General features: G+C 60.9%; 11 protein-coding genes. 6 read left to right on the top strand and 5 right to left on the bottom strand.

Translation table 11 applies throughout. The features are described from left to right. Positions 1–40 precede the first annotated feature (40 nt). Together HX812_RS09640 and pcaR are read right to left on the bottom strand one after the other, a co-directional pair. Entirely contained in the window at positions 41–1,381 is a 1,341-nt protein-coding gene (locus tag HX812_RS09640; RefSeq protein WP_038849773.1) for an MFS transporter, read from the bottom strand. Between the two features lie 145 nt (positions 1,382–1,526). Continuing rightward, positions 1,527–2,369 carry a pca regulon transcriptional regulator PcaR gene (gene pcaR, locus HX812_RS09635; RefSeq protein WP_028619267.1) on the bottom strand — a complete coding sequence of 281 codons (843 nt, stop codon included), beginning with the start codon at positions 2,367–2,369 and terminating at the stop codon, positions 1,527–1,529. A gap of 531 nt (positions 2,370–2,900) precedes the next feature. Between pcaR and HX812_RS09630 the strand changes: the two genes are divergently transcribed. Next, a complete protein-coding gene (locus tag HX812_RS09630; protein ID WP_003189295.1) occupies positions 2,901–3,101 on the top strand; it encodes a hypothetical protein in 201 nt (66 codons plus the stop codon). A gap of 314 nt (positions 3,102–3,415) precedes the next feature. Further along, positions 3,416–4,891 carry an inorganic phosphate transporter gene (locus tag HX812_RS09625; RefSeq protein ID WP_028619266.1) on the top strand — a complete coding sequence of 492 codons (1,476 nt, stop codon included), beginning with the start codon at positions 3,416–3,418 and terminating at the stop codon, positions 4,889–4,891. A 150-nt stretch (positions 4,892–5,041) separates the two neighbouring features. Here the strand turns inward: HX812_RS09625 and ccoM are convergent, their stop codons facing one another. Beyond that, on the bottom strand, positions 5,042–5,158 hold the full coding sequence (gene ccoM, locus HX812_RS32245; protein WP_003172387.1) for a cytochrome c oxidase subunit CcoM: 117 nt from the start codon (positions 5,156–5,158) through the stop codon (positions 5,042–5,044). 143 nt (positions 5,159–5,301) lie between these two features. Next, positions 5,302–5,496, bottom strand: coding sequence for a hypothetical protein (locus HX812_RS09620; RefSeq protein WP_141537463.1), 195 nt, complete (start codon positions 5,494–5,496; stop codon positions 5,302–5,304). Between the two features lie 98 nt (positions 5,497–5,594). Between HX812_RS09620 and HX812_RS09615 the strand changes: the two genes are divergently transcribed. The 3 genes from HX812_RS09615 (at position 5,595) to HX812_RS09605 (ending at position 8,200) form a co-directional block, all read left to right on the top strand. After that, a complete protein-coding gene (locus HX812_RS09615) occupies positions 5,595–6,461 on the top strand; it encodes a LysR substrate-binding domain-containing protein (protein ID WP_038849771.1) in 867 nt (288 codons plus the stop codon). A 90-nt stretch (positions 6,462–6,551) separates the two neighbouring features. Further along, complete coding sequence (locus tag HX812_RS09610; RefSeq protein ID WP_038849769.1) at positions 6,552–7,022, top strand: RidA family protein; 471 nt, start codon at positions 6,552–6,554, stop codon at positions 7,020–7,022. Continuing rightward, positions 7,019–8,200, top strand: a complete 1,182-nt coding sequence (locus HX812_RS09605) for an aminotransferase class V-fold PLP-dependent enzyme (RefSeq protein ID WP_038849766.1) — start codon at positions 7,019–7,021, stop codon at positions 8,198–8,200. The genes HX812_RS09610 and HX812_RS09605 overlap by 4 nt, the downstream gene beginning before the upstream one ends. Here the strand turns inward: HX812_RS09605 and HX812_RS09600 are convergent. Then, a complete protein-coding gene (locus tag HX812_RS09600; protein ID WP_033902733.1) occupies positions 8,197–8,538 on the bottom strand; it encodes a hypothetical protein in 342 nt (113 codons plus the stop codon). The two genes, HX812_RS09605 and HX812_RS09600, sit on opposite strands and share 4 nt — an antisense overlap. Before the next feature lie 219 nt (positions 8,539–8,757). Here HX812_RS09600 and rapA point away from each other — a divergent pair, with 219 nt between their 5' ends. Beyond that, entirely contained in the window at positions 8,758–11,604 is a 2,847-nt protein-coding gene (rapA, locus tag HX812_RS09595; protein WP_038849764.1) for an RNA polymerase-associated protein RapA, read from the top strand. Positions 11,605–11,750: the final 146 nt, after the last annotated feature.

Here is an 11,750-nt window from a genome sequence, read left to right as displayed (position 1 = left end):
TCGATTATCGAACGGATTGTTGGCAAGCTATCGATCAGCCTCAGGTGGCGTCGGCATGGCTGACCATGCCCTTGATCACCACCGCAGCGGTGGCCAATGCAGCCGGGATCACCAGGGCGGTGAGCACTTGTTCGAAGTTCCAGCCCAGGCCCAGTAAGGTTGCGCCCATCCAGGCGCCGAGGATCGCGCCGAAACGACCGATGCCGAGCATCCACGACACGCCGGTCGCGCGGCCTTGGGTCGGGTAGAAACGTGCGGCCAGAGACGGCATTGCCGACTGCGCACCGTTGACGCACATCCCGGCAACCAGCACCAGGGTTGCCAGCAGGGTGATATTGCCCAGGCTCTGCCCTACCGCGTAGGCAAACACCCCGGCCAGCAGGTAGAAAATGCCGATGACCTTGTGCGGATTGAACCGGTCCATCGCCCACCCCACGCCCACCGCGCTCAACACGCCACCGAATTGGAACAACGCACCGATGAACGCGGCCTGTTCCAGGCTGGCGCCACTGTCACGCATCAGGGTCGGTAACCAACTGGTGAGCAGGTAGACGATCACCAGGCCCATGAAGTAGGTGAGCCAGAGCAGCAACGTACCGGCGCTGTAGGTGCCGGAGAAGATCACCGCAAACACGTTGCGCGCCTTGACGGTTTTTTGCTCGGGCACGCTGAAGCTGCTGGCTTGGGCGACGATGCTGGGTTCGATGGGCGAGAGGGTTTTGCGCACTTTGTCGGTGCCCCGGTTACGCACCACCAGGTAGCGTGCCGACTCCGGCAGCCAGACCATCAGCACTACTACCAGAATCAATGGCAGGATGCCGCCGATCAGCAACAAGGCATGCCAGCCAAACGCCGGGATCAGCTTGGCCGAGATAAACCCGCCACCGGCCATGCCCAGGTTAAAGCCGCAGAACATGCTGGTCACCAGCAATGATTTGTGGCGTTCCGGTGTGTATTCGGACAGCAGCGTCGTGGCATTCGGCATGCCGGCGCCCAGGCCCAATCCCGTGAGAAACCGCAGCACCAGCAACTGATCGACGTTACTGCTGTAGGCAGATGCCAGGCTGAACGCGCCGAACACCAGCACCGCGCCCACCAGCACCACTTTACGGCCGAAGCGGTCGGCCAACGGGCCGGAACCGAGGGCACCAAACACCATGCCGATCAACGCAGCGCTCATCACCGGGCCGAGGCTGGCGCGATCAATGCCCCAGTCCTGGGACAGTGCCGGTGCGATAAAGCCCATGGCAGCGGTGTCGAGGCCGTCGAGGAAAACGATCAGGAAACACAGGATCACCACGCGCCACTGATAACGTGACAGGGGCTGGGCGTTGATGAAGGACTGGACGTCCAACGTGGAACCGACAGAAGGCTGATTCATTGTTTTTATTTCCACACCGATGGCGGGCTGACGACCTGCGGCCGTCGTTATTATTGGGGCGCTTCAACAGCGCTGCCGCACAGTAATAAGTCGGGGGAAACACCGTCAATTGAGCAAACCGGGATCTGTGCGGTGACCGAACAGCTTAAGCGAACAGTTGCGCGCTCAACTCACGGCTGGCGCTGAGCATGCTCGGCAGGAAGCGCTGTTCCAGCTCACTGCGGCTGACGCGCCCGGCGTGGGTACTGACGTTCAGCGCGGCCAGCACCTGGCCCGAGGCGTCATACACCGGCACCGCGATGGAACGCAGGCCTTGCTCCAGCTCCTGGTCGACGATGCACCAGCCTTGCTGACGCACTTGTTGCAGGCATTCGAACAGCGCTGCGGGCGTGGTCAGGGTGCGGCTGGTCTTGGTTTGCAGATCGGCGTGGTCGAGGTAATCCTGCAGCGAGGCGTCGTCCAGTGCGGCAAGCAGGATGCGGCCCATGGAGGTGCAATAGGCCGGCAAGCGCCCGCCCACCGACAGGTCCACGGAAATCAGGCGCTGGGTGGTGGCCGAACGGGCGATGTAGAGAATGTCGTCGCCTTCGAGGGTCGCCATGTTGCAGGCTTCGTGGAGCTGCTCGCTCATGCGGTCCAGGTAAGGCTGGGCCGACACGGCCAGCGGTGTGGACGACAAATAGGCATGGCCCAGGGTCAGCACTTTGGGCAACAGCGAATAGGTGCGCCCGTCGGTGGTGGCGTAGCCGAGCTTGATCAAGGTGTGCAGGCAACGGCGCACGGCGGCGCGGGGGATTTCCGTGCGGTGACTGATCTGGGCGATGGTGAGGTGGCGCTTGCGTTCCTGGAACGCCTGCACCACGGCCAGGCCGCGAGCCAGGGACGTCATGAAGTCGGGATCACCGGTAAACGCCTGGATACGCTTGGCCGGAGAGGCAACGATCGGCGGCGCCACTGACGCGAAAGAGTTGCGCAATTGATCGTTCATGTCGGGATCCTTTCTCTTATTGTCGACCGCTGGGGTGGTTCGGCAGCTATTACAAGCCGTGTCAGCCAGGATGCACAAGGCAGGCCTGAGAACATTGTGCGATTATCGGACAATCATTCGATTATCGCAATTTGTGGGCGAGCGTCGTTTTTAGGCCCGCCCGCCTTCATCAAGTTAAGGGCTGCTTAATAACCTGTGAAGTTTGGTTAAATTTTATGACGCCAGAATTTTTGCAACTACCCACGCACCCGTGTAACAAAACCCTCACACAAAGTTGACGGCTTTTAACTTTACGCTGATAGTGTTATTCAAATGCGCCGCTATAATGCACTCTGTGTGAAGGTCCACCTGGTTTGATAATCGGGAGCGGGCTTCATCAGATGGTGCATATGCCGTGCATTGTCGATCGCAACTATTGCCGCGAATGCACCACTAACTTGAACGCTTCTGCGTTTCAACTTGGAACACGCCGAGGGCGCAATCTGGCATAACGGCGCAACGTATCAACACTCCACTCAATTAGGTAACGATGTGACGAAAGATGAACTGCGCGCGGAACTTGAGCGCCAGGAGCAACGTTACAAGGACGTTTACGGCGGGGAAGTCACCACCTACGCCGCCCAGCCTGAACCTGAACGCAAACCATGGCGCAAGCGAGCCAGCCTGCTCGACCAGGCATTTGCCCAGGAAATCCAAAAGATTGAACAAGAGCTGAAAACCGAAGAGCCATAAGCGATCCGGTCCGAGCCCCAAGGTTTTTGCCTCGACTGCTGGCACATAGCTAGCAGCCGGCAACCTTGAATCCCACCATCCCCGGTAAAATTTCATACAAATGTTTCAGGGGTGACGTTTTTGTGACAAAACCCCGCCCAGAGGCCCCTCTGCTTTATAAATCAAAGACTTGCCAAAGCCCCGAAAACCCTGGGATGCGTGCCTTTCCGGCTGTTTTTTTCGGTGAAGATTGTTACCGATGAGCAGCTAGTGCATCGATTACTGAGGTTTTCTGGCATAATCGCGCCCCCTTACGACCGGGTCAGAAAACCTTCATGATCGATTTATTCAGCGGACTGGATGCTTGGGTTCTCGTGAGCCTGTTGCTCGCCCTGGCCTTTGTCCTCGCCTTCGAGTTCATCAATGGCTTTCATGACACCGCTAACGCGGTGGCCACAGTCATCTATACCAAAGCCATGCCGCCGCACCTGGCCGTGTTCTTCTCCGGGGTGTTCAACTTCCTCGGCGTGTTGCTCGGTGGTGTCGGTGTCGCCTACGCCATCGTGCACTTGCTGCCGGTGGAGTTGCTGATCAATGTGAACACCGGCCATGGTTTGGCAATGGTCTTCTCTTTATTGGCAGCGGCGATCACCTGGAACCTGGGCACCTGGTACTTCGGTATCCCGGCTTCCAGTTCCCACACCCTGATCGGCTCGATCCTCGGTGTCGGCCTGGCCAATGCCCTGATCAACGACATCCCCCTGGCTGACGGTGTGAACTGGCAGAAGGCGATCGATATCGGCGCTTCCCTGGTGTTCTCGCCCATGGCCGGCTTCCTCGTCGCAGCCTTGGTGTTGATTGGCCTGAAGTGGTGGCGCCCACTGTCGAAGATGCACAAGACCCCGGACCAGCGTCGCAAGCTCGACGACAAGAAACACCCGCCGTTCTGGAACCGCCTGGTGCTGGTGATTTCCGCCATGGCCGTGAGTTTCGTGCACGGTTCCAACGACGGCCAGAAAGGCATCGGCCTGATCATGCTGGTGCTGATCGGTATCGTGCCTGCGCAGTTCGTGCTCGACCTGGGCAGCACCACTTACCAGATCGAACGTACCCGCGATGCGACCGTGCACCTGAGCCAGTTCTACCAGCGCAACAACGCCACGCTCGGTGAGTTCCTGGCCCTGGGCAAAAGCGTGAAGAACGATCTGCCGGGCAAGTTCCAGTGCAACCCGCAACAGACCGAGCCGACCATCAACGCGCTGGTCGACACCTTGAAAGGCGTGTCCGACTATCATTCGCTGACGTCTGACCAGCGTATTGAAGTGCGTCGCTATTTGCTCTGCCTGGATGACACCGCGAAAAAAGTCGGCAAGCTGCCGGGCCTGGATGCGCGTGAGAAGTCCGACCTCGACAAGCTGCGCAAAGACCTGACCGCCACCACCGAGTACGCCCCGTTCTGGGTGATCCTCGCCGTTGCACTGGCCTTGGGCCTGGGCACCATGGTGGGCTGGAAGCGTGTGGTGCTGACCATCGGCGAGAAGATCGGCAAGCAGGGCATGACCTATGCCCAAGGCATGTCGGCACAGATCACCACCGCGACCATGATTGGCTTCGCCAACATCTTCGCCCTGCCGGTGTCCACCACCCACGTGCTGTCTTCCGGCGTGGCCGGCACCATGGTCGCGAACAAAAGCGGCCTGCAAGGCGGCACCGTGAAGACCATCCTGATGGCCTGGGTCCTGACCCTGCCGGCGACGGTAGGTTTGTCGGCCGGGTTGTTCTGGTTGGCGTCGAAGGCGCTGGGCAGTTGATAACCCCGCCGCAATAAAAAAGGTGCGATCCGCGAGGTTCGCACCTTTTTTTATGTTCGTATTTCTGTAGAAGCCGACTCAAATAACAGGCAAAAAAAGGGCGACCGAAGTCGCCCAAAATGCCTTGCGTGCTCATGTAACCTGGAAAAACTAAGGTTTTTTACGCTTGTTCGCGTCTTTCCAGATAAAAATTCCAAACCCTACAAAAAACAGCACCATGAGGCTTACAGTCAGCACTCCGGCAAACACCACATTATCGATGAACATGACCGGCCTCCTGTGCTTGCCCTGTTGCGATAGGGCTAAGTTAACGGAGAAGGCGGATTGGAAAATTGACGGGGATCAATGTCGCCCGCGACGGGGCGTAAAGAAGGGCAATAACTGACCTGCATCAAGGGATGCAGGCTGTTTCAACGCTTTTTCGGTTTGTTCTTCGGCTTTTTCTTCACTTTGCCGAGTGGCATCGCTTGTTCAAATGCCTGGCGCACTTCATTCAGGCGCTTGTCATTAAGGTCATGCACGCGCTTGGCACGTTCGGCATTCAAATCGATCAGCTTGTCGTCTTCACTCATGGCTTGGCTTACGTCGTGGAGGGAATGGCTCAATAATGCGGGCTCAAGCGCTCAACGGCAAATCAACGGGCGACAAAAGGCAGGGCATCGCACAAAATCGAGGCCTTTCCCGAACCCGGAGACGCTCCCAGGTGGCACTGCACAAGGACCTTCCGCCGTTGCTGGCCTTGCGCGCTTTCGAAGCGGTGGCGCGGCATTTGAGCTTCATCAAAGCCGCCAGCGAGTTATCGGTGACCCAGAGCGCCCTCAGTCATCAGGTGCAGAAACTTGAGCAGCATCTGGGCAAACCGCTGTTTATCCGACGCACCCGCGCGATCGATCTGACCGCCGACGGCCAACGCTACTACGATGAAATCCGCCCTGCCCTCGATGCCATCGCTGCCGCCACCCGTGCCCAGCGGGCTACCCCTAGCACCACCGTGTTACGCGTCGGCTTGCTGGCCTCCTTTGCCACGCTGTGGCTGGCGCCGCGATTGGCGGACTTTCTCAACCGCTATCCGCATATCCAGGTAGAGTTGTTGCCGGCGATTCAACTGGCGGATGTCACAGGCGCCGAGGTTGACCTGGCCATCCGCTACGGCAAGGGCGATTGGCCCGATGTCCTAGCTACGCGACTCATGCCCGAGGTTATCTCCCCAGTGTGCAGCCCGTCGTTCAAGGCACGCCAGAACGGCCCACTGCTGATGGCCACTTCGCACCGCCCGTTTGAATGGACCGACTGGTCCGCGCACTATCAGGTCGACCTCATCCACCATCCCCGCGTAATGCTGCATGACTACAACATCGTGGTCGAAGCCGCCGTGGCCGGACAAGGCATCGCCATGGGCCGCCATCGCCTGATAGAACGTCGACTACAGGACGGAAGCCTGGTGGAAGCGTTCGACTGGCCGCCCTATCACAGCGATATCGGCTACTGGCTCATCGCGCCCGAGGGCCCCGCCACTGAAGCCGCCGCCTGTTTCAGCCAATGGCTGAAGGAAGCCTGCACCGACGCGTGAGTAATTTCGATACGTCGCGTGAGATCTATCCGTTTGTCGCCCCTTGATGCAGCCAACATGCTGAAGCCTCCCGAACCCAGAGGATTCATCATGAGCGACTCCCTTCACCAGCGCGTGCAAGCCCTTGGCCTCACACTGCCCACCCCAAGCCAGCCAATTGCCAACTACATCAATCATGTCATCAGCCAAAACCAGTTATTCGTTTCCGGACAAATTCCCCTGGTAGACGGCAAGCCCGCCTACATCGGTCGCCTGGGCGAATCCCTCAGTGATGAAGAAGGCGCACAGGCGGCGCAATTGGCGGCCTTGGGCCTACTGGGGCAGTTGAGCAATGCCCTGGGCGATGACCTCTCGCGCCTGGTGCGCACCGTGCGCCTGGGTGTATTCATCGCCAGCAGCGGTGATTTCAAACAGCAAAGCGTGGTCGCCAATGGCGCGTCCAACCTGCTGGTCAACGCCCTTGGTGAAAAAGGCCGGCATGTGCGCACCGCCGTAGGTGTGTCCAGCCTGCCGGCCGGTGTGGCCGTGGAGGTGGATGCCATTTTCGAGCTGCGCCCTTGAGCCCGCTCGAAGTCCAGCAGCTGCGGGACGACACGCCGGGCTGCCGATCCGGCATCGTGCACTTCAACCCAGCTGGCGCCTCCCTGCCGAGCCAGGCGACCCTCGATGCAATCATCGAACAACTGCAACGCGAGGCCCGCGACGGCCCGATGGAAGCCGGTGAACATGGCGCCGTACTGGTGGAAAAAGCCCGCCGCGCCGCCGCGCAACTGCTCAACGCCCCCGCCGCTTCGATTGCCTTTGCCAGCAGCGGTTCGACCGCCTGGAGCCTGGCGTTCCAGGCCTTGGCGCCCTGGCAACCAGGCGACCGTATTCTGGTAGGCCGTCACGAATGGGGCGGCAACCTGGCCAGCATGGAGCTGGCAGTGCAGGCCGGTGCCCGAGTGGAAGTCATCCCTTGCGATGAATCCGGCGCGGTCTGCCCACTGGCGCTGGAATCGATGATCGATGCACACGTCAAGCTGATCGACCTCACCTGGCTCCCCGCCAATGGCGGCCTGATCAACCCTGCCCAGGCCATCGGTGAAGTGGCGCGGCGGCATGCCATCCCCTACTTCATCGACGCCGGCCAAGCCGTCGGCCAGGTGCCGGTGGATGTACAGGCGTTGCAGTGCGACGTGCTCAAGTCGGCCGGCCGCAAACACCTGCGCGGCCCGCGGGGCACCGCGCTGCTGTATGTGCGACCGGACTTTCTTGAACGGTTGAACCCGGGCCAGCGCGACGTGTTTTCAGCGCCATGGACCGCCCAGGGTTTTGACCTGCGCAACGACGCACGGCGCTTCGAAACCAGCGAAACTTCTTTCGCCTTGCTGGCAGGCCTGGGCAATGCGTTGCAAGAGATGAATCGTCTGGGCATCGAGCGCGTCTGGGAAAGAGTGTCGCAAACCGCCGAGCGAATCCGCGAGGCGCTGCGTGGGATGTCAGGCATTACCCTGCATGACCTGGGCACGCAGCAATCAGGCTTGATCGCTTTCAATCTGGCGGGCTGGGATGCATTCGAACTGAAGCGGCGGCTGGGCCTCAAGCGCATCAATATCGGCGCCAATGGCGTGGCCTACACACCGCTGGATATGCAGGTGCGGGGCCTGGAGAGCGTGGCGCGGATCTCGGTCAGCCCGCTGAATACCGAGCAGGATATCGAGATGTTGTTAGCCGCCCTGCGCGAGTTACGCGACTAAACCTCGACGTCCACCCACAAGCCCTGGCGCGGGGCATCTTCGATCAGTGGCACCACCGGCACGGTGTTATCGGCGTTGAGTATGTCGCCCGGAATGGCCAGGTGCTGCTCCGGGTCTTCATCGGCTTCACGCCGGCGTTTCTGTTGTTCCTGCTGACGGCGTTGTTCTTCGCGCAGCAAAAAAGCCGAGGTCTCGGCGTCGCCCTTTTTCAGGTCGATAGTGCTCTCGTTGGAGCCCGGCTGAACTGGCACCACGGGCGGGATATCCGGCTTCTGTCGCACCGGATCGAGTTGTGACGTCACCGGCACAACGCTGACGGGCAGCATGGGTGGCAGCATAGTGATTATTCTCCTGATCAACAGGCTGTCGGCGGGTGGCAGGGCGACTTGAGCGCAGGCTCGCCAAGCTGTGACCCAGTCGACACTCCCAAGTGCCCGCCACCCGTCGATTCGGCTTCCGGCTTGCGGCGCAAACGGAGTACTTTTTGTCAGAGTCCTTGGGCGTGGGGGCTTGTTCCGTTAAGATAGTCGGCTTTTTCACGGCGGGAGTCAGGCAGCATGGCGCAGCAGTATCAACCGGGGCAACGCTGGATTAGTGACAGCGAAGCAGAGCTGGGGTTAGGCACCGTTCTGGCACAGGACGGCCGCTTGTTGACCGTGCTCTATCCGGCCACTGGCGACACTCGCCAGTATGCGCTACGGAATGCGCCCCTCACGCGTGTGAGGTTTTCGCCGGGTGACAGCATCACCCACTTCGAAGGCTGGAAAATGACCGTACAGGAAGTCGACGACGTCGACGGCCTGCTGGTGTACCACGGCCTCAATGGGCAGAACGAGCAGGTCACCCTGCCGGAAACCCAACTGTCCAACTTCATCCAGTTCCGCCTGGCCAGCGACCGCCTGTTCGCCGGGCAAATCGACCCGCTGGCCTGGTTCTCGCTGCGCTACCACACCCTGGAACACACCAGCCGCCAATTGCAGTCCTCGCTGTGGGGCCTGGGTGGCGTGCGTGCACAACCTATTGCTCACCAACTGCACATTGCCCGTGAAGTCGCTGACCGTATCGCGCCACGGGTATTGCTGGCCGACGAAGTGGGCCTGGGCAAGACCATTGAAGCCGGCCTGGTGATCCATCGCCAGCTGCTGTCGGGCCGCGCCAACCGCGTGTTGATCCTGGTCCCGGAAAACCTGCAGCACCAATGGCTGGTGGAAATGCGCCGCCGCTTCAACCTGCAGGTTGCGCTGTTCGACGAAGAACGCTTTATCGAAAGCGATGCCACCAACCCGTTCGAAGACACCCAACTCGCCCTGGTCGCGCTGGAATGGCTGGTGGACGACGAGAAGGCCCAGGACGCACTGTTCGCCGCCGGCTGGGACCTGCTGGTCGTCGACGAAGCCCACCACCTGGTGTGGCACGAAGAAAAGGCCAGCCCGGAATACGCACTGGTCGAGCAACTGGCCGAAGTGATTCCTGGCGTGCTGCTGCTGACCGCCACCCCGGAGCAATTGGGCCAGGACAGTCACTTCGCACGCCTGCGCCTGCTCGACCCGAACCGTTTCCACGACCTCGCGGCCTTCCGCGCCGAAAGCGAGAACTATCGCCCGGTCGCCGAAGCCGTGCAGGAGCTGCTCGACAAGGGTCGCCTCTCCCCTGCCGCACACAAGACCATCCAGGGTTTCCTCGGTGACGAAGGCGAAGCCCTGCTGACCGCCGTCAACGATGGCGACACCGAAGCCAGCGCACGCCTGGTGCGTGAGCTGCTCGACCGTCACGGCACTGGCCGCGTACTGTTCCGCAACACCCGCGCCGCTGTGCAAGGTTTCCCGGAGCGCAAGCTGCACGCTTACCCGCTGCCGAACCCGGACGAATACCTGGAATTACCGCTGGGCGAACACGCCGAGCTGTACCCGGAAGTCAGCTTCCAGTCGCAACCGGACATCGAAGAAGAAAACCGCTGGTGGCGCTTCGACCCGCGCGTCGAGTGGCTGATCGACCAGCTGAAAATGCTCAAGCGCACCAAGGTCCTAGTGATCTGCGCCCACGCCGAAACCGCCATGGACCTGGAGGACGCCCTGCGCGTGCGCTCCGGCATTCCGGCCACGGTGTTCCACGAGGGCATGAACATCCTCGAACGTGACCGCGCCGCGGCCTACTTCGCCGATGAAGAGTTTGGCGCCCAGGTGTTGATCTGCTCGGAAATCGGCAGTGAAGGTCGCAACTTCCAGTTCTCCCATCACTTGGTGCTGTTCGACCTGCCGTCCCACCCCGATTTGCTGGAGCAGCGCATCGGCCGTCTGGACCGGATCGGCCAGAAACACGTGATCGAACTGCACGTCCCGTACCTGGAAACCAGCCCGCAAGAGCGCCTGTTCCAGTGGTACCACGAAGCGCTCAACGCCTTCCTCAACACCTGCCCGACCGGCAACGCCTTGCAACATCAGTTCGGCCCACGCCTGCTGCCGCTGCTGGAAAACGCCGACGACGGCGAGTGGCAAGCCCTGATCGACGAGGCCCGTGCCGAGCGCGAGCGTCTTGAAGACGAGCTGCACACTGGTCGCGACCGCCTGCTGGAACTCAACTCCGGCGGCGCGGGTGAAGGTGATGCGCTGGTCGAGGACATCCTGGAGCAAGACGACCAGTTCGCCCTGCCGATCTACATGGAAACCCTGTTCGACGCCTTTGGTATCGACAGCGAAGACCATTCGGAAAACGCGCTGATCCTCAAGCCCAGCGAAAAAATGCTCGACGCCAGCTTCCCCCTGGGCGACGACGAAGGGGTGACCATCACCTACGACCGTAACCAGGCGCTGTCCCGCGAAGACATGCAGTTCATCACCTGGGAACACCCGATGGTGCAGGGCGGCATGGACCTGGTGCTGTCCGGTTCCATGGGCAACACCGCCGTGGCGCTGATCAAGAACAAGGCGCTCAAGCCTGGCACCGTGTTGCTGGAACTGCTCTACGTCAGCGAAGTGGTCGCCCCGCGCTCGCTGCAACTGGGCCGCTACCTGCCGCCTGCCGCCCTGCGCTGCCTGCTGGATGCCAACGGCAACGACCTGTCGAGCCGTGTGTCGTTCGTGACCCTCAATGACCAGTTGGAAAGCGTGCCACGGGCCAGCGCCAACAAGTTCATCCAGGCCCAGCGCGACCAGCTGACGCCACGGATCAACGCCGGTGAAGAGAAGATCTCCCCGCAACATGCCGAGCGCGTGGCCGAGGCCAAGCGTCGCCTGGCGGCGGACACCGACGAAGAACTGGCACGCCTGACCGCGTTGCAAGCGGTCAACCCGACCGTGCGTGACAGTGAGTTGGTGGCCTTGCGTGCCCAACGTGAGCAAGGCTTGGCGATGCTGGATAAGGCGGCGCTGCGCTTGGAAGCGATTCGGGTCCTGGTCGCAGGCTAGTAAAAAGAAGGCCCGCGCAATGCGGGCCTTCTTTAATTAGCCTTTCGGGCCTCTTCGCGAGCAAGCCCGCTCCCACAGTTGACCGAGTTCCAACGTTGGAATGCAGTCGAATGTGGGAGCGGGCTTGCTCGCGAAGGAGTCACCTC

The organism is Pseudomonas sp. IPO3749, assembly GCF_013386605.1.
Lineage (GTDB): Bacteria > Pseudomonadota > Gammaproteobacteria > Pseudomonadales > Pseudomonadaceae > Aquipseudomonas > Aquipseudomonas azotoformans_A.
Note: the sequence above shows the minus strand (reverse complement) of the source record. Positions and strands in the feature narration are given on the sequence as shown.

What these genes read in the sequence shown, in the direction of transcription:
- pcaR (WP_028619267.1), bottom strand. Translation starts at nt 2,369, where the DNA reads ATGAACGATCAATTGCGCAACTCTTTCGCGTCAGTGGCGCCGCCGATC.
- HX812_RS09625 (WP_028619266.1), top strand. Translation starts at nt 3,416, where the DNA reads ATGATCGATTTATTCAGCGGACTGGATGCTTGGGTTCTCGTGAGCCTG.
- HX812_RS09610 (WP_038849769.1), top strand. Translation starts at nt 6,552, where the DNA reads ATGAGCGACTCCCTTCACCAGCGCGTGCAAGCCCTTGGCCTCACACTG.
- ccoM (WP_003172387.1), bottom strand. Translation starts at nt 5,158, where the DNA reads ATGTTCATCGATAATGTGGTGTTTGCCGGAGTGCTGACTGTAAGCCTC.
- HX812_RS09640 (WP_038849773.1), bottom strand. Translation starts at nt 1,381, where the DNA reads ATGAATCAGCCTTCTGTCGGTTCCACGTTGGACGTCCAGTCCTTCATC.
- rapA (WP_038849764.1), top strand. Translation starts at nt 8,758, where the DNA reads ATGGCGCAGCAGTATCAACCGGGGCAACGCTGGATTAGTGACAGCGAA.
- HX812_RS09600 (WP_033902733.1), bottom strand. Translation starts at nt 8,538, where the DNA reads ATGCTGCCACCCATGCTGCCCGTCAGCGTTGTGCCGGTGACGTCACAA.